The sequence below is a fragment of the Paenibacillus chitinolyticus NBRC 15660 genome, from assembly GCF_000739915.1.
Classification (GTDB): Bacteria; Bacillota; Bacilli; order Paenibacillales; family NBRC-103111; genus Paenibacillus_F; species Paenibacillus_F chitinolyticus.
In genome coordinates, this window is sequence record NZ_BBJT01000013.1 from 43,129 (window position 1) to 59,877 (window position 16,749).

The 16,749-nt window shown below is 56.4% G+C and carries 13 protein-coding genes and 2 other annotated features; of the genes, 3 read left to right on the forward strand and 10 right to left on the reverse strand.

Features of this window, described 5'->3' with window-relative positions; genetic code table 11:
* Positions 1 to 93: 93 nt before the first annotated feature.
* Complete coding sequence (locus PCH01S_RS24435) at positions 94 to 2,049, forward strand: ABC-F family ATP-binding cassette domain-containing protein (RefSeq protein ID WP_042234080.1); 1,956 nt, start codon at positions 94 to 96, stop codon at positions 2,047 to 2,049.
* Positions 2,050 to 2,245: 196 nt separating this feature from the next.
* Here the strand turns inward: PCH01S_RS24435 and PCH01S_RS24440 are convergent, their stop codons facing one another.
* The 3 genes from PCH01S_RS24440 to PCH01S_RS24450 all read right to left on the reverse strand — a co-directional run bounded on the left by PCH01S_RS24440 (position 2,246) and on the right by PCH01S_RS24450 (position 7,652).
* A complete protein-coding gene (locus PCH01S_RS24440) occupies positions 2,246 to 3,997 on the reverse strand; it encodes a methyl-accepting chemotaxis protein (RefSeq protein ID WP_042234083.1) in 1,752 nt (583 codons plus the stop codon).
* 47 nt (positions 3,998 to 4,044) lie between these two features.
* Positions 4,045 to 5,796 carry an alpha-glycosidase gene (locus PCH01S_RS24445; RefSeq protein WP_042234085.1) on the reverse strand — a complete coding sequence of 584 codons (1,752 nt, stop codon included), beginning with the start codon at positions 5,794 to 5,796 and terminating at the stop codon, positions 4,045 to 4,047.
* A gap of 305 nt (positions 5,797 to 6,101) precedes the next feature.
* The gene (locus tag PCH01S_RS24450; RefSeq protein ID WP_042234086.1) at positions 6,102 to 7,652 is read right to left on the reverse strand and encodes a 2-isopropylmalate synthase; all 1,551 of its coding nucleotides are present in this window, start codon (positions 7,650 to 7,652) and stop codon (positions 6,102 to 6,104) included.
* Positions 7,653 to 7,765: 113 nt separating this feature from the next.
* Positions 7,766 to 8,052, reverse strand: a binding site (T-box leader).
* 239 nt (positions 8,053 to 8,291) lie between these two features.
* Positions 8,292 to 8,639, reverse strand: a binding site (T-box leader).
* 346 nt (positions 8,640 to 8,985) lie between these two features.
* On the opposite strand from PCH01S_RS24450, the gene PCH01S_RS24455 reads away from it, so the two are divergent.
* Positions 8,986 to 9,942, forward strand: a complete 957-nt coding sequence (locus PCH01S_RS24455; RefSeq protein WP_042234214.1) for a macrolide 2'-phosphotransferase — start codon at positions 8,986 to 8,988, stop codon at positions 9,940 to 9,942.
* A gap of 184 nt (positions 9,943 to 10,126) precedes the next feature.
* On the opposite strand, the gene tsaD is transcribed toward PCH01S_RS24455, so the two are convergent.
* The 6 genes from tsaD to PCH01S_RS24485 form a co-directional block, all read right to left on the reverse strand.
* Complete coding sequence (gene tsaD / locus PCH01S_RS24460; RefSeq protein ID WP_042234088.1) at positions 10,127 to 11,152, reverse strand: tRNA (adenosine(37)-N6)-threonylcarbamoyltransferase complex transferase subunit TsaD; 1,026 nt, start codon at positions 11,150 to 11,152, stop codon at positions 10,127 to 10,129.
* A gap of 50 nt (positions 11,153 to 11,202) precedes the next feature.
* Positions 11,203 to 11,646 carry a ribosomal protein S18-alanine N-acetyltransferase gene (gene rimI / locus PCH01S_RS24465; protein WP_174446851.1) on the reverse strand — a complete coding sequence of 148 codons (444 nt, stop codon included), beginning with the start codon at positions 11,644 to 11,646 and terminating at the stop codon, positions 11,203 to 11,205.
* A 70-nt stretch (positions 11,647 to 11,716) separates the two neighbouring features.
* Entirely contained in the window at positions 11,717 to 12,724 is a 1,008-nt protein-coding gene (tsaB, locus tag PCH01S_RS24470; RefSeq protein WP_241688792.1) for a tRNA (adenosine(37)-N6)-threonylcarbamoyltransferase complex dimerization subunit type 1 TsaB, read from the reverse strand.
* Entirely contained in the window at positions 12,721 to 13,194 is a 474-nt protein-coding gene (tsaE, locus tag PCH01S_RS24475) for a tRNA (adenosine(37)-N6)-threonylcarbamoyltransferase complex ATPase subunit type 1 TsaE (RefSeq protein WP_042234095.1), read from the reverse strand. Before tsaE ends, tsaB begins: the two co-directional genes overlap by 4 nt.
* A gap of 15 nt (positions 13,195 to 13,209) precedes the next feature.
* Positions 13,210 to 14,241, reverse strand: a complete 1,032-nt coding sequence (gene thiL / locus PCH01S_RS24480; RefSeq protein WP_042234096.1) for a thiamine-phosphate kinase — start codon at positions 14,239 to 14,241, stop codon at positions 13,210 to 13,212.
* Positions 14,242 to 14,406: 165 nt separating this feature from the next.
* Positions 14,407 to 14,604 carry a hypothetical protein gene (locus PCH01S_RS24485; protein WP_042234099.1) on the reverse strand — a complete coding sequence of 66 codons (198 nt, stop codon included), beginning with the start codon at positions 14,602 to 14,604 and terminating at the stop codon, positions 14,407 to 14,409.
* Positions 14,605 to 14,794: 190 nt separating this feature from the next.
* Here PCH01S_RS24485 and ku point away from each other — a divergent pair, with 190 nt between their 5' ends.
* Entirely contained in the window at positions 14,795 to 15,661 is an 867-nt protein-coding gene (ku, locus tag PCH01S_RS24490) for a non-homologous end joining protein Ku (protein WP_042234102.1), read from the forward strand.
* A gap of 93 nt (positions 15,662 to 15,754) precedes the next feature.
* On the opposite strand, the gene PCH01S_RS24495 is transcribed toward ku, so the two are convergent.
* The gene (locus PCH01S_RS24495) at positions 15,755 to 16,702 is read right to left on the reverse strand and encodes an ATP-dependent DNA ligase (RefSeq protein WP_042234104.1); all 948 of its coding nucleotides are present in this window, start codon (positions 16,700 to 16,702) and stop codon (positions 15,755 to 15,757) included.
* Between the last annotated feature and the right edge of the window lie 47 nt (positions 16,703 to 16,749).

Below are 16,749 nucleotides of genomic sequence, written 5' to 3' on the forward strand. Positions count from 1 at the left end.
TTTCCTCGAGGCGTTTTTCCTGTACACTAAAAAGAGTCTTAGTAGCCTTATTTAATGAAGAAAATCGTGCAATCATGGAGGTAATAACGGAAGATGCTTCTCCAAGTAAACGGAATCGGTAAAAGCTACGGCACTTCGTCCGTGCTTTCTAACATATCCCTGCAAATCGAAGACCGCGAAAGAATCGGTCTGGTCGGTGTGAACGGAGCCGGCAAGTCGACTCTGCTGCAAATTATTGCAGGCGACCTTTCTTACGATGAAGGCGACATTTTCAAGGCCAAAGAAACCCGGATCGGCTATCTCCGCCAGAACGGCGGTCTGCAGACGGACAAAACGATCATTGAGGAAATGCGCACGGTTTTTACGGCGCTGTATGCCGTCGAGAAAGAGCTGCGCGAGCTGGAACAGCAGATGGCGGATCCGAAGCTGGTCGATAACGCCAAGGCGTACGAGGACACGATGAACCGGTATTCCGCCAGATCCGAGTGGTTCCGTGAGCGTGGCGGTTACGAAATCGAAGCAAGAATACGCGGAATTCTGCACGGTATGGGGTTTGGGGAGTTCCCTCCCGATACGCTGATCCAGACGCTGAGCGGCGGGCAGAAGACCCGTCTCGCGCTGGCCAAAATGCTTCTGGAAGAGCCGGACCTGCTTCTTCTCGACGAGCCGACCAACCATCTGGACATCCGCACGCTGACGTGGCTGGAGTCTTACCTGCGCGGGTATCCCGGCGCTATTCTGGTCGTATCCCACGACCGTTATTTCCTCGACTCGCTCGTTACGGCGATCTACGAAATCGAGCGCACGTCGTCCAAGCGCTACACGGGCAACTATTCCCGTTTCGTCGAACTGAAGGAAGCGGACTATGAAATCCGCATGAAGCAGTTTGAGAAGCAGCAGGAAGAGATTGCCCGCATGGAGGACTTCGTGCAGAAAAATATCGTCCGCGCCACGACGACCAAGCGCGCGCAGAGCCGCCGCAAAGCGCTGGAGCGGATGGACCGGATCGACAAACCTCTCGGCGATCTTAAGCGCGCCAGCTTTTCCTTCCAGATCGATCAGACCTCCGGCAAGGAAGTTTTGCAGGTGAGGGATCTGGCGCTGTCCGTGGGAGAAGGCAAACGCCTTCTCGATACCGTCTCGTTCGAACTGAGGCGCGGCGAAACGGCCGCCCTGATCGGCCCGAACGGTATCGGCAAGACGACCCTGCTGAAAACCTTGATCGGCAAGCTGTCCCCCGATACCGGCAGCGTCCGCTGGGGAACCAATGTCAAGATCGGCTACTACGATCAGGAACAAACGACCCTGAATCCGCAGAAAACGATCCTGGAAGAAGTCTGGGACACGTTCCCTACTATTGAGGAAGCGCGTATCCGCTCCGTGCTCGGCAATTTTCTTTTCAGCGGCGAGGATGTGTTCAAAAAGATCGCGTCCCTAAGCGGCGGCGAGAAGGCGCGCGTAGCGCTAGCCAAGCTTATGCTGCTTAATGCGAATATGCTCATACTCGATGAGCCGACCAACCATCTGGACTTGTACAGCAAGGAAGTGCTCGAATCGGCTCTGCTCGATTACGAAGGCACCCTGCTCTTCATTTCCCATGACCGTTATTTCCTGAACAAAATGGCGGAAAGCATGCTGGAACTGGAACGCCACGGCGTGACCCATTATCTCGGCAACTACGACGATTATCTCGAGAAAAAAGCGGAACTCGCCGAAATGGAAGCCGAACGCGCCCGTGAACAGGCAGCACGCGACAGCAAGGCCAAGGCCTCCTCGGCGTCTTCCGCGGCGCAGCAAACGGAGAAACCTTCGTCTTACGAAGCGGACAAGCAGGCCAAGCGGGAAGAGCGCAACCGCCAGCGGCGGATCGAGCAGCTCGAGCAGGATATCGCCCGGCTGGAAGAGGAAGTGACCGCTCTTGAGGAAGAGCTGGCCGATCCCGCGGTCTACAACGATTATGTGCTCGTCCAAGAGAAGAATACCCTCATCGAGCAGAAAAAAGGAAGCCTGCAGGCGTGCTACGAGGAGTGGGAGACTCTTGTGGGCTGAAATCAGCCCCGCCCAACCAAATAAATAAATGCAAAAAAAGAGGCCCCGACGGGCCTCTTTTTGTTATACCTGCGGTTATCCCGCCTTATGCGATAAACCGGCGAACCGGGGCGGAAGAATCAAGGTAGGCTTGGTTCTTCCGCTGAACTGGACGACAGGCCCGTGCCGGACCTCCTGCCGTTCGGACTTTCGCCGATTACAGCTTAAACCGGCTGATACTCTGCTTAAGCTCCCGGGACATATCGCTCAGCGCACCTGCCGAAGCGGAGATATCCTCCATGGAAGCGAGCTGCTCTTCCGAAGAAGCGGCAACGGTCTGGGAGCTTTCCGCGGTCTGCTGGTTCATATGGGACAGCTCCGAAATGGACGCGGCCACTTCTTCCGTTCCCGCGGACATCTGCTGGGAGGACGAAGAAACCTCCAAAATCTGTTTCGCAAGCTCGTCCATATGATTGACGATGCGCTGGAAGGCTTCCCCGCTCTCGGAAACGAGCTTAGTCATCTCCGTCACTTCTTCGGCCGTATGGCTCATCGTGCTCACGGCCTGACCCGTACCGGTGTGGATCGTGACGACCAGATCGGCGATTTTGTCCGAGGACTGCTTGGACTGCTCGGCAAGCTTGCGGATTTCATCGGATACGACCGAGAAGCCTCGTCCGTGTTCCCCTGCGCGTGCAGCCTCGATAGCCGCATTCAGCGCCAGCAGGTTCGTCTGGTTGGCGATATCCGAGATCAGCGCCGTAATGCCGCCGATTTCCTCGGACAGCTGCGCAAGCTGGTTGATCGATTCCACGGAACGCTGCACCGTATCGTTCATCCGGCTCATCTGCTTCACATTGAGCTGAATCATCTCGTTGCCCCGGGCCGCCTCATCGGAAGCGGATTCCGAAGACTGCGCCGCATAACCCGCGGATTCGGCAATCCGCTGAATGCCCGTCGCCATCTCTTCCATGGCGTTCGAGCTTTCCTGCGTGCTCTGCAGCTGGCGCTCCGCTCCCGACGCTACCTGCTCGATCGCCGTCGCGATTTGATGCGTGGCCTGCGTCGTCTGTTTCGCGTTGGTATCCAGCACTTCCGCGGCATGACTCACCTGGTCGGAAGACTCCCGGATGCCCAGAATGAGACTGTGGATGCTCGCCGTCATCGCGTTGAAATTCCGGGCCAGAGTCCCGAACTCGTCTTGGCTGCGGACCGGAATGGACACGGCCAGGTTTCCTTCCGCCACTTCCAGCGACAGGCGGGAAAGCTCCCCGATGGGTTTAAGAATTCTGCGGGTGAATACACCCAGAAGTAAGGCGAATAACACAGCCATACCCACATAAAAAGCCAAGCTCATCAGCAGCCTTTTGTTCAAATCCCAGGATAGCGTGCCATAGTCAAAATCAATGCCGACATACGCCATTGTTTTGCCGGCCTCGTCCGCAACCGGGCTCAGAATGGTCACCCATTCTCCCGCCTGATCGGTATACACCGGCGTTACGCCCTGGCCCCCGGTCTTTTTAACCGTTTGGAAAGCTTGTGTGTACTGTTCGGAGAAGGTGTAGTCCGTCAGTGGCTTAAGCCCCGCCTTATCCAGGGTCTCATTGGCCGCGACAACGGTCAGAGCCATCTTGCCGTCCACCGTTTTTTCTTCCGGATAGTATAGGGCGACGTTGGCCATATCCCCGTCTTTTACGTAATGTTCCATTATCGTGCGGATCGCTTCCAGCTCGGCTGCCGCGGCGTCCGGTTTCCCCGTGCTTTTCATTTGATCCATTGCCTTTGTAAGGAAAGGAAGCTGCTGTTCCCATCCCAGTTCTACGACCCGCTCAATCGATTTAAGCCGGCTGTAATAATCGCCTCTCTGCTGCAAAGAAGTCAAGGTCATGATCAACGCGCAAAGAACCACCACCAGTGCTGCCATCATCGTGATCATTTTCGCCGTCACGCTTCGTTTTAAGTACTTCATAGTTCCCCCCAAATAAATTAGATAGGAACTATATCGACAACATTCGACTATTTTTTTAACGTTCTATATAAAATTCTGTAGCCCAGTTCCTCCAGCTCGATATGCATCACGCCGTCCGCCGGTTTGACTTCTTCCTGCGAAAGCGCATCGCGCCAATCTTCCGCCACCATAGGATGCTGCAGCGTAACCCGCTCCTCGGTATTATTCATCCAGATCGTAAAATGCGTATGGGCATCGATCCGCTCGTAAATGATGCAGGGATCGCCGTAATCCGCTTTCAGAAACCGGAAGCTCCCTTCACGCAGCGCCCGGTTTTCCTTGCGAAGATGGATCAGAAGCTTATAGAAATCCAACAGCTCGCGGTCCTGCATATCGGGATGCCATTCCATACACTGCCGGCAATCCGGGTCGCCTTCACCTTGAAGCCCCACTTCGTCCCCGTAAAAAATACACGGCGTCCCCATGTACGTCATCAGGAAGACCACACACAGCTTCAGTCTTCTTTTGTCGCCGCCTACTCTCGTCAATACACGCGGAGTGTCGTGGCTGCACAGCAGGTTGAAGACGACCTCGTTGGCCTGTTTCGGATACCGCATGAGCAGGAAGCCCATACTGCTCGCGAAGGAGTGGCCGTCCATGCCCGGACCCGAGAAGAATTCCAGTACTTTGTCCGAGAACGGATAGTTCATGACGGAATCGAATTGGTCGCCCAGCAGCCACATCAGAGAGTCGTTCCATACCTCCCCGACGATGTAAGCTTCCGGATTGGCTGCTTTGACCACCTGCCTGAATTCGCGCCAGAAGCGGTGGTCGATTTCATCGGCGACATCCAGCCGCCAGCCGTCGATTCCGATCTCCTCGATCCAGTACTTGGCTACGTCGAGCAAATACTTTTTCACTTCGGGGTTGGCTGTATTGAATTTCGGCATGCCTTCGAAAAAACCGAATGTATCGTAAGTGGGAATTCCGTTTTTTACGGCAACCGGGTATTCGTTGATATGGAACCAGTCGGCAAAGGCGGACTCCTCCCCTTTCGCCTTCACATCCTGAAAAGCCGGAAATTCCAAGGCGCTGTGGTTGAAAACCGCATCCAGCATGACCCGGATTCCGCGCTCGCGGCAGGTCGCGACCACTTTCTTCAGCAGAGCGTTATCGCCGAAATGAGGGTCCACCTGCGTATAGTCCAGCGTATCGTACTTATGGTTCGAAGGAGACTTGAACACCGGCGTGAAATAGATCGCATTGATGCCAAGATCCACGAGATAGTCGAGATGATCAAGCACCCCCTGCAGGTCCCCGCCGAAAAAATTCTCGCGCTCCGGCTTTCCGCCCCACGGCTGCACGCCTTCGGGATCGTTCCCCGGGTCTCCGTTGGCAAAGCGCTCCGGGAAGATCTGATAAAAGATCGCATCCTTCGCCCAGGCCGGGGGACTGAAAAGGTCGATATCATGAATATACGGGAACGCGTAATAGCCGCCCGGCGGATGAGGCTGTTCGGAATGAATGCCCGTCTCCGTCATCCACAGACGCTCGCTTCCCGCACTCAGCCTGAAGCAGTAGGACAGGCGTTTGTAGCTGGGGACGACTTCCGCCTCCCAGTAATCGTACATCGAGTCCGAAGCGGTTTTGGCCATGGGTATTTCCTGATAGAAAGTGTCCCAATCGTATTTATCGCTGGCGATCACTGCAATTTCTTCCACGTCATCCCTTTGTGTACGGACTCTCAAATGAATCGTTCGGTTATCATACGCATAAGCCCAGTTGCTTCTCGTCCCGTGATAAAAAGCTTCTCTATTCATTCAGGCTCACTCCTTGCGGGTAAGTTTTGCCTTTTATATACACATTTTTTTCCACAACCGAACCACGTTTTTTATCCACACCTTCATCCACAGGTAAAATATAAAAAAGCGCCGGATTTTCGGCGCTTTAAGCACTTATAAACAGGTTTATCCCCATTATCCACAGATTCATCTGAAAATGTTATCCGAGAGTTATACGGAAAAGGAAGAAAAAGCGGAAGCCTGAAAAATACGGGGTTTTTCAAGTTATGCACATTATCCACAGGGGGTGTGAATAAGTTCTTCACACCCATCCTGTTAATAATTTAAGCCATTAAGGATACACTCTGTGAAGCATTCGGATTGGCCCGCACGGCCTGGTTGCAGGCCGACAGGAAAGCTTTGGCGGTCGCAAACAGAATATCGACATCCAAGCCGGAGCTTTTGTAGGTCTGCGTCCCGCAGGATACCGTCACGGTCGCTTCGCCGGTCGCTTTTTCGCTGGCCGACAAGGAGTACAGCTCCAGATCGGCGAACGTCACGTCCATCGGCACCGCTTGACGGATGCAATTGACGATCGCTTCGATCGGTCCGTCTCCGGTGCCCGACCAGGTTGCCTCTGCACCGCTTTCGTTATCGCGGATGGTGGCCGATGCCACGCGGCTGCGGTCGCTGGAACTGACGACTTGAAGCTGTACCAGCGAAAGGCGCTCCGCCGCGGAAGCTCCCGCGTCACCGACCAGACTCATCAACTCGTCATCCGTGACGTGCTTCTGCTCGTCGGCCATGTCCTTGAAGCGGGCGTATACTTCTTCTAAGGACTGGGCGTCCAGATCGACACCGTACTGGCCGATCCGGTGCTTCAAAGCGTGACGGCCGGAATGCTTGCCCAGAATGATCATCGAACGCGGAATTCCAAGCTTTTCAGGCTCCATGATTTCGTAGGTGTTTCGGTTTTTCAGCAAACCGTCCTGATGGATGCCCGACTCGTGCTGGAAGGCATTGCGGCCGACGACCGGCTTGTTGAACGCGATCGGCATATTCATCATCCGGCTGACCATCGTCGACGTATTGTAGATTTCCTCCAGCACGATGCCGGTTTCCATGTTCAGCGTGTCTTTGTGCGTCTCGATCGCCATGACGATCTCTTCCAGAGAACAGTTGCCCGCCCGTTCTCCGATTCCATTGACGGAGACTTCCACATAGTTCGCCCCGTTACGGATGGCCGCCAGGCTGTTCGCAACAGCAAGCCCCAGGTCGTTGTGACAGTGGGTGCTGAATTCCACCTTGTCGGCGCCCCTCGCATGCTTGCGCACATCCGAGAACATTTGGCCGTAATCTTCCGGCATCGCGTAACCGACGGTATCCGGCAGGTTGATGATCGTTGCGCCCTCGGCGATGACCGCTTCCACCAGCTCATACAAATACTCCCGGCCCGTACGGCTGGAATCCATGGCCGTAAATTCGATCCGCTCGCAGAACTGCTTCGCGTAAGCAACCATCTGACGCGCTTCCGCCAGCACCTGCTCGCGTGTTTTGCGCAGTTGGAAGTCCAGATGAATATCCGACGAGGAGATAAACATGTGGATGCGCCGCAAAGCCGCGTCCTGAGTCGCCTTCACCGCCGCGTCGATGTCGATTTTGACCGCACGCGCGAAGCCGCAAATTTCTACCCCCTGCAGTTCACGGGAAATTTGCTGCACAGCGGCGAAATCGCCCGGACTAGAAATCGGGAAGCCCGGTTCGATCGTATCCACGCCCATTTTCACAAGCTGCCGCGCGATGCGGACCTTTTCTTCCGGGTATAAGGAACATCCCGGCGCCTGCTCGCCGTCTCTCAAAGTCGTGTCAAAAATTTTAATTTGCCGTTTCGTCATTTTCGTTATCCTCCTGATTACCCGTTTCGGGTTTATTAAAAACTCCGATGAGAGTTTTTTATGACATGCCTATTACAGCCGCCCTGAGCATGCAAAAAAGCCGTCGTCTCCGAAAAAGAGACGACGGCTGTGCCGGCGCGGTACCACTCTTGTTGACCTTCCCCACGGGAAAGTCCGCTTACGGCAGCGAATGTGAAAGGGATTGAAACCTAACATTCGCTGCGCGCCCGTTAACGGAGGCCAACCGTTTGTAAGCTTGAGTCACGGCCGCTCATGCGGCATTCGTAACATTCGGCTCCCGGCTCCCAAGCGAGTTCCGATCCCTTACGGACTGCGTCGCACCTCCCCGCAGCTCTCTGTACCGTTACCGGATCGTACTACTCTTGTTCATTGCCTTTGTGGATATTTAAGTTGTTCGATGCTGCCCGGACACCTGCTTCCGCCTGAATGTCCACTCGGTTAGACTTGCGATGATCGCAGGCTGTGCCTGCCACGTTAGCGCTTCGCTTGTATGATCGACCGCCGATCACCGTCGTTCCGCCTTGCTTAGCCTAGTCCATCTATCTCACTTGTTTATCGATGCTGTCTGTGCACATCCGTCTGCTGGAGAGGATGCAAAAAAGACCTGCCGTCTCTAACTTAAGAGACGACAGGCCGTTAGCCTTCCGCGTTACCACTCTCATTGATCCGCCGTAAGGCGAATCCACTCGATGCTTTTGGAAACAGGTCGGCCGGTATCCGGATACCGGGACGTTCCAATCGCTGCCCGATCACGGGGGCCAGCCGTTAAAACTTACTTCGCCGGATGCTTCGAAGACTTCGGACCCGACCGATGGGACATCTGTCTCACGGGTTCAGGACGGCTTGCCGGCGTTGTTCAGTTTTACCGCTCCCGGGCGAGTTCAGGGTTCATCCGGCTGCGTTGCACCAACCCGCAGCTCTCTGCGCGACATGAATGACCTTACTTTTCCCGTTCGTTGCGTGTACGTATTGAACTTGTTGTGATTATAATATGCGCGAAAACGCAAAGTCAATACAAAATGTCAAAATGTTCAAGATTTTAAGCGGGGCGGAAAAAATTCATTTAGGAAAACTCACCCGTTGCCGGGGTTTCTTCCTAAGTGGTAAGGTTAAAACAGGGATTCCCCTAAGATCGATAGGAGGGCGTTTAACATGGTTATCCACTTCATGCGGATCAGGTAATGCAGGCGGACTGACACACTGCACCTGCTCTTTTTTCAAAAAGAGAGATCAGGGCTTATTTGTGCTGCCCCGTAAGGATGCTTTCATGAGATTCGATTACTTGATTAAAAATGAAGAGGTGCTATCCGATATGAACGACTCCGTAAAAAAATCAACACCGTTAACGGAACAAGAACAACTCAACCAATTCCGCCTGTTGGCGGCAGCATATCATCTGGAACTGAACCCGTCGAGCCCCATGGAACTGAACGATTCCGGGCTGGACTTTCTGGCGGCGTCCGCCCGCACGACAGACGATGCCTCCTGGATACTCCGTATCCCCAGGAGACCGGACGTTATCCAATCGGCCGCTTACGAAGCTAAAGTGCTAGAGCTTGTCGGCCGTTCGCTGCCCGTTGCCGTTCCCGGCTGGCAAATCAATCGGCCGGACTTCATTGCCTACCGCAAGCTGCCCGGGACGCCGGCGGCCACTATAGACACCGCCGCAATGGCCTACACGTGGCATATCGATCCGGAGACGCCTTCCCCCGAGTTCGTTCAGTCGCTTGCGGCCGCAATGGCGGCCCTGCACCGGATAGACGGCCGTACCGCCGAACAGGCGGGCCTTATGGCCGTAGAAGCCCGTGACCTGAGAGCGGTCGCCGCGGCACGCATGGAAGTCGTCCGGCAGGCCTTCGGCGTCTCGGACGACCTTTGGGAACGCTGGCAGGCTTGGCTCGCGGATGCTTCCTATTGGCCCGAGCATACGTCGCTCATTCATGGCGATCTGCATCCCGGCCATATTCTGGTCGACGAAAACGAGCGGGTTTGCGGGCTGCTGGACTGGACGGAAGCGGAGTGCGGAGACCCGGCCACAGACTTTACCGCGTTTTATACCGTTTTCGGCGAGAAAGCCTTGTCGGAACTGCTGGAGGAATATGAAAAAGCAGGCGGACGCGTCTGGCCGAGAATGAAGGAGCATATCGCGCAATTGCAGGGGGCGTACGCCGTCACTATCGGCTTGTTCGCTCTTAAGTCCGGCCTTGAGGAATATGCCGAAATGGCACGCGAAGCTTTGGGAGTTCCTGTCCATAAGTCGGCGGATTAAATCTATTGTTGCTGCACCAAGAGTCAACGTTTAATCCATAGCGCACCGCGTAAAGGCGCGTAAAAACAAACAAAGACAGCCCCGGTAGCTTAAAGCTTCCCGGAGGCTGTCTTTGTTTGTTTATTTTGTTATCCCGCTAAACGAAGTAGGGGTAAATTTCCAACTATCCGTGATAAGCCTAAACTCAGTATCCCCACTTCTCCAGGCTCAGCACCGGCTCCGCCTTAAACTCCGGCCCCGTGATATCCCCGCGGTTCCATTTGAGGAACGCTGCGGCGCCAATCATGGCCGCATTGTCGGAGCAAAGGTCCATCGGCGGCAGCAGCAGAGGCACGCCAAGCTCCGCGCAGCGCTTCGTCAGCCCTTCGCGCAGTCCGCGGTTAGCCGCCACTCCTCCGGCCAGCAGAAGCTGCTTGGCGCCATATTCGCGGACGGCCCGTGCGGCTTTCTCCACCAGCACGTCCACCACGGAGGACTGGAAGCCTTTGGCGACATGGGCCGCCACAGGCTCCTCTCCGCGCATACGCGACTGGTTAAGGACGTTAAGCACCGCCGATTTCAAGCCGCTGAAGCTGAAGTCGTAGGAGTCGTCCAGCCAGGCGCGGGGCATCGGAATTTCTCCGTCAGCTTCCTGAGCCAGACGGTCGATGTGCGGACCGCCCGGATAGGGCAGCTTCAAGGCGCGCGCCACTTTGTCGTACGCCTCTCCGGCCGCGTCGTCGCGCGTCTGCCCGATGATCTTGAAGCTTCCTTCGCTCTCCATATACACCAGCTCGGTGTGACCGCCGGAAACGACAAGCGAAATCAGCGGATATTCCAGCTTGTGGACAAGCTGATTCGCATAAATATGCCCGGCGATATGATGGACGCCGATCAGGGGCAGGCCGAGCGAGAAAGCCAGGGCTTTCGCGGCCACTACGCCGACGAGCAGCGAACCGACCAGACCGGGCCCCTGGGTGACGGCGATAGCGGACATGTCTTTCATCGCCAGTCCCGCCTGATCGAGCGCTTCCTGCAAAATCCAGGTGATGCTCTCGACATGCTGGCGGGACGCGATTTCGGGCACGACGCCGCCGAAGCGCCGGTGGGTTTCGATCTGGCTGGAAACCACGTTGGACCGGATAACGGTCCCGTTCTCTATCACGGCTGCGGACGTCTCGTCGCAGCTTGTTTCAATGGCCAGAATGTACACAGGCTTTGTAGTGTTCATGACGTTTTTTCATTCCCTTTTATCAAATGCGAACAGGACGCTACCGCCGCTCAGGCGGGTTGATTCGTGTCGGGCAAATCCGCCCACATAATGATCGCGTCTTCGTTATTGTCGGTATAATAGCCTTTGCGGACGCCGGCATACTGGAAGCCCATTTTGTCGTAGAGGCGCTGAGCCACATAATTCGACGCGCGGACCTCCAGAGTCATGCGGACCGCCCCCAGCGACCTTGCCTTGGATTGCAGCTGGTGGACGAGCGAAACGCCCAGCTTGCGGCCGCGGAACCGGCCGGATATCGCGATGTTCGTCACATGGGCCTCATCCATAATGAGCCACATGCCCCCGTACCCCGCTATGACCCCGTCTACCATCATCACCGTATAATGGGCAAAATGATTGCTCGTCAGCTCGTTGTGAAAAGCTCCCGCCGACCAGGGTGTCGTAAAGGCTTCCTGCTCGATTTCGCAAATGTACGGGATGTCGTCCAGCCTCATCACACGGAAAATCGGGGTTGAAACAGGCTGCTCCCATCTTCGTTCGTCCAAAGAGCCCCTCCCCTTTCCGTCAGGATTTGGCCTTAGCCATCAAATTCACTTCAGCTTCCGTAAGCTGGGTATAGTTCGGAACGAATGTATACTTGTCGATCGTTTCTCCTCGTTTTAACCGGGGCAAGCCAAGCAGACCCACTTCGGCCGCCGTCATATCGTAAGGGAGGACGCGCACAGGGACGCTCAGCTCTGCCGCGGTCTGTCCGATCGTTTCTTCGAAAAAAGAAGTCTCGCCGACGAAAACGATCTCCTTCGGCTTGGCAAATCCGGAAGGCACGACAAAAGTTCCGTCGTCGCCCGCGGACTGTTCCCCGGTCGTCCCTGCGGCTTCCGTTCCCCCCGCAGTGTCCCCAATGTGACGCGCAAAATCCGCCACGAGGCGGATGCCGTCCGGCTGAAGCCGGGCCCATCTGCTGCCGGTGTTATCCGGTGCCACATCGCCGCTTGCGTCTGCAGAGCCCAAAAGCTCAACGGCCGGTTCATTCCCTGCCGATGCATAAAGCGCGGTAAATGCCTGCCCCCGCCGTGCATTCATCAGGGGCACGAACCAGCGCACGGCACCGTCCGAACCGGCATCCGCCGATTCAGCGAGCAAGGCCGTCCGCGCACCCAGCGCCAGCGCCTCCAGACTGGAGACGGCCGCAGCCGGAATGCCGAGCGACCAGGCGAACGTTTTCGCTGCGGTTACCGCAATCCGTACGCCGGTATAGGAACCCGGCCCCTGGCCCGCCACGACCGCGCTGAGATCGTTCGGCCGGATGCCGCGGGAAGCAAGCAGCTCCTGCAAGTGAGGCATGAGGTGAATGGAATGATTGCGCTCCACGATCGTGTGCTTTTCCGCGACTACGCGGCCGCCCTGAAGCAGGGCAACGGCCAGTGAAGCCGTGGACGTATCCAGTGCAAGCACATACCCGTTTTCGTCGAATCCGGACCGGCTGCTTTCACGACCTTCACTATCCCCCGCAAGCGGAGTGTCCTGCGCCATCTCCCGCTCCCGCGTACTATTTCCGTTCCCGCTGCTCATACCAACCATCCGTTCTCTTTCAAATTTGCGCACCAGCTCTCGTAAGGCTGTCCGGAAGGATTCAAACGGAATACCCGCTCGTCTCCCCCGCTGTGCTCGATATAAATTTCAAGCCGGTTCGGCGGCAAAAGCTCCTCCACCAGACTCGCCCATTCAATCAAAGTCAGACCTTCCCCGTAAAAATACTCGTCCAGCCCCAAATCCTCGGCTTCTTCCAAAGAAATCCGATAAACATCCATATGATAGAGAGGGAACTCTCGTCCCTCGTATTCTTTAATCAGCGTAAAAGTCGGGGAATTGACAACGCCTTGCACCCCGATCGATTTAGCCACCGCCTGCGAAAAACGCGTTTTGCCCGCGCCAAGATCGCCGTCCAGCGCGATTACGGCGCCGGGACCCGCAAGCACTGCCAATTGGGCAGCCAATGCTTCCGTGTCCCGTTCGTCTGCGGCTTTATATTGGTAAGCCATCTCCGTCGCTTCCTCTCATTTCGCAGCAAAGTGATTGTAGCCCCGCTTCGGCAGCGGCTGCACGGTCCCGTCCGGACGCTGCAGCCGCACCCCTTCACCCGCGGCCGTCACACGTCCGATGACGTGCAGGGGCAGCCCTTCGCCCGAGAACGCCTCGCGCAGGGCTGCCAGATCCGCTTCTGCGGCCGTGCCCAGAAGCTGGTAGTCCTCGCCGCCGTACAGCACCCACTCCAGCGGGTCGGCGGCCAGCTTCTCCGCGCAGGCGCGAAGCCCTTCGGCCAGCGGCAGCTTCTCCTCCGCGATGAGGAGCCCGACTCCCGAAGCCTCGGCGATTTCGGCGGCTTCGCTCGCGAGCCCGTCGCTGATGTCGTTCAGCGCCCGGCACAAGCCCGTGCGCTGAAGCAGCTCCCCGGCCGCAGCCTGCGGCAGAGGCCGGGTGTGGGCGCGGACGAGCTCCGCCGTTTCTGCGGGCAGCTCGCCCCAAAGCGCCGCGTCCGTGCCGCGGTGCAGGAGGTAGCTCAGCCCCGCGGCCGAGCCGCCGAGCGGCCCCGTCACGAAGACGGCGTCGCCCGGCTTCGCGCCGCTGCGCAGCAGGGCCCGGCCTGCGGGGACTTCGCCCAGAATCGTGACGGTCAGCACGATTCCGCCGCGCGTGGACGTCGTGTCGCCGCCGATGACGGCCACACCGAACAAGTCCGCGCACTCATACAATCCGGCGTAGATGCGCCGGATCTGTTCCGTGTCGGCATCCTTCGGCAAAGATAGCGCGACAAGCGCATAACGTGCTTTCGCGCCCATCGCGGCCATGTCGCTGATATTCGAAGCCATCGCCTTGAATCCGATGTCCTCGTCCCTCATCGTCACAGGCAGGAAATGAATCCCTTCGGTCATCGTGTCGCAAGAGGCGACAAGCTGCATGCCGGGAGACAAGGCGGTAACGGCCGCATCGTCTCCGATGCCGACCACCACTCCTTGCGAACGCATTCCGTCCGCCTGTTGTCTGTCCCCCGTCAGCAGGCGGATCAGGCCGAATTCGTCATGCTGCATAGATGCCGCTCCTCCGGTTTGGTTTGCCTCCTATTATAGCCCTCTATTCCCCCTCTAGCAACCGGGATATATGTGCTCCCGCAAGGCGCGGGCGCTCTTCCGGCTCCTTTTCCGCCCAGCAAAAAAAAGCGCCTGCATGTGCTTTCCTTCATGCAGGCGCCCTCCTTACTCTTGCTCATTATCCGTTACGGATTCGGGATATCCCATCGTATCCGTGGTGGATTCCTCGATCAGACCGTTATGAACCGTAACCTGTCCGCCGCCGAGCCCTTCATTGATCATCCGGTCGATGTCCATGTAATAGTCGTCCCGGCCTTGATGGGTCCCGTCTTTGAGTTCTTTGTGCTGCTTGTCGTCTCCCATTTCATTCACCTCCACTCCCCGAGTAAACCTGGCTCCGGTTAGCGTGGCACAAATCCGCCAAAAGCATTCATATCAGGCGAATTTTTTGGACATACTGTAGCTAAAAAGAAGTTTGGTCACAGAGCGGCCGGTCCCGTGGGGATTCAATAAAATAAGCCCGTTACGCGGGCTACCTAGGAGGTTTTCCCTCATGCATACGGTCTGGAAAGGCGCCATCAGCTTCGGTCTGGTGCACGTTCCCGTCAAAATGTTCTCGGCTACGGAAGAGAAAGACATCTCCATGCGTTACATTCACAAACGCTGCACCACCCCGCTTTCTTACGTAAGAAAATGCACCACCTGCGACACGGAAGTGGAGTGGGGAGAAATTACGAAGGGCTATGAATACGAGCCCGGCCGCTTCGTTCTTTTCGAGAAAGAAGAACTGGAGAAAATCTCCGGCGAAGCGACTAAAGAGATTAAAATCTTGGATTTTGTCAACTTGACCGACATCGATCCCATTTATTTTCAGAAGACGTACTACCTATCCCCCGGAGATACGGGTGCCAACGCCTATAACCTGCTGCTCGAATCCATCAAGCAGACCGGCAAAATCGGGATCGCCACCATTTCCATCCGTTCCAAAAGCAGTCTGGCAGCCGTCCGGGTTATCGATAACTGCATCGCTTTGGAGACGATTTTCTATCCGGACGAGATTCGCGCGATCAGTCAGGTTCCCAATCTCCCGGAAGCCTCGAACGTCAATGACAAAGAGCTGACGATGGCCAAAATGCTGATCGAACAGTTGTCTACCCCATTCGAACCGGAGAAATACCAGGACGAGTACCGCACAGCGCTTATGGAAGCGATCCAGCAGAAAGTGGCCGGCGAAGAGGTCCAGGTCGCTCCGGAGCAGAAACGCACCAACGTGATCGACCTGATGTCCGCACTGCAAGCGAGCCTCGAAGCCGTCAAGCCCGTCGCTGCGGACAAGTCGGACGCCAAAGCCAAAGCGAAGCCCAAAGCCGCGGCCAAACCGCGCAAGCCAAAGGAAACGGCCAAGGAAACGGTATCCTGAGTAGGCCTTCCTCAAGAACGACAGCAGAAACGAGCCGCCGTCATCGGAGGCTCGTTTTTTTTGGGCTGTTTTCAGAGGGGGAGGGGACTGTCTTCACTTTTCCCGCAAAAAGGTACATTCCTCAGGCGCGACGGATAGAAAAGCTTGGATACTCGGCTGCCTCAGGGTCAAATACCGGGTCCATTCCATGAACCGGATCTTCACGGTAAGCCGCGGCTGCAGCCAGGCAGCCTCCCTGCTCCGCTCCGGTTCGTTGACAAACGGCTTCTCCGGCACGATAAGAGGCCTTGTTAAAGCCGTCAGGTCGATCCAATCCTGGCGGCTCAGCTTGCCCGTCCCCGCGTGTCCGATGTACACAAGCCGCCCCTCTTCGTTGTACAACCCGAGCAGAATCGCGTTCACAACTCCCGAGCGGTAAGTCACGCCCCCGACCACCGCGTTCACATCCTGGTAGTTTTTATGCTTGCGCCAGCGTTGATCTTTGCCTTTGAGCGCGTAGGTGCTCCCCAAGTCTTTGTACACGACTCCTTCCAGACCGTGCGCCTGGGCAATGCCGAACAGTTCTTCCGTCTGCGTAAAGCTTTGGACGATTTGGACCCGGTCATCCGGGATGACCAGTTCTTCAAGAAGCGCCTGTCTTTCCGACAGCGGCTTGTCGATGACCCATTCGTCATTGCAATACAAAATGTCAAACAGCATGTAGACGACCGGAACTTTCCGCACCGAGCCCGCCAAGGATTTCCCGCTGCGTAGGCCGTCCCTTTTCATGACTTGATGAAAGGAAGGTTTCCCGTTTTCCAGCGCGATGATTTCCCCGTCCAGGATGACGTTCCTCGCTTGGCAATAATCCGTGACGGCCTGATATTCCGGGTATTGGAGCGTTCTTTCGTTGAGCTTCCGGTTAAACAACTGCACGTCCGTTCCGTCATAGTAAGTGAGCACGCGGACCCCGTCCCATTTGAACTGGGCAATCCATTCCTCGCCCGAAGGCGCCCGATCCGTGGAAACCGGCTCGAACGGAACAACCGGTGGTAGATTCATGTAAGGTGCCTCGCTTCCGGTACTTTTTACCTTCCATTATTGCCAAA

Excerpts from the sequence above, each read along its gene's own strand:
- PCH01S_RS24455 (WP_042234214.1), top strand. The coding sequence starts at position 8,986 with ATGAACGACTCCGTAAAAAAATCAACACCGTTAACGGAACAAGAACAA.
- tsaE (WP_042234095.1), bottom strand. The coding sequence starts at position 13,194 with ATGGCTTACCAATATAAAGCCGCAGACGAACGGGACACGGAAGCATTG.
- ku (WP_042234102.1), top strand. The coding sequence starts at position 14,795 with ATGCATACGGTCTGGAAAGGCGCCATCAGCTTCGGTCTGGTGCACGTT.
- PCH01S_RS24445 (WP_042234085.1), bottom strand. The coding sequence starts at position 5,796 with ATGAATAGAGAAGCTTTTTATCACGGGACGAGAAGCAACTGGGCTTAT.
- rimI (WP_174446851.1), bottom strand. The coding sequence starts at position 11,646 with ATGAGGCTGGACGACATCCCGTACATTTGCGAAATCGAGCAGGAAGCC.
- PCH01S_RS24485 (WP_042234099.1), bottom strand. The coding sequence starts at position 14,604 with ATGGGAGACGACAAGCAGCACAAAGAACTCAAAGACGGGACCCATCAA.
- thiL (WP_042234096.1), bottom strand. The coding sequence starts at position 14,241 with ATGCAGCATGACGAATTCGGCCTGATCCGCCTGCTGACGGGGGACAGA.
- PCH01S_RS24495 (WP_042234104.1), bottom strand. The coding sequence starts at position 16,702 with ATGAATCTACCACCGGTTGTTCCGTTCGAGCCGGTTTCCACGGATCGG.
- PCH01S_RS24435 (WP_042234080.1), top strand. The coding sequence starts at position 94 with ATGCTTCTCCAAGTAAACGGAATCGGTAAAAGCTACGGCACTTCGTCC.
- PCH01S_RS24450 (WP_042234086.1), bottom strand. The coding sequence starts at position 7,652 with ATGACGAAACGGCAAATTAAAATTTTTGACACGACTTTGAGAGACGGC.
- PCH01S_RS24440 (WP_042234083.1), bottom strand. The coding sequence starts at position 3,997 with ATGAAGTACTTAAAACGAAGCGTGACGGCGAAAATGATCACGATGATG.
- tsaD (WP_042234088.1), bottom strand. The coding sequence starts at position 11,152 with ATGAACACTACAAAGCCTGTGTACATTCTGGCCATTGAAACAAGCTGC.
- tsaB (WP_241688792.1), bottom strand. The coding sequence starts at position 12,724 with ATGAGCAGCGGGAACGGAAATAGTACGCGGGAGCGGGAGATGGCGCAG.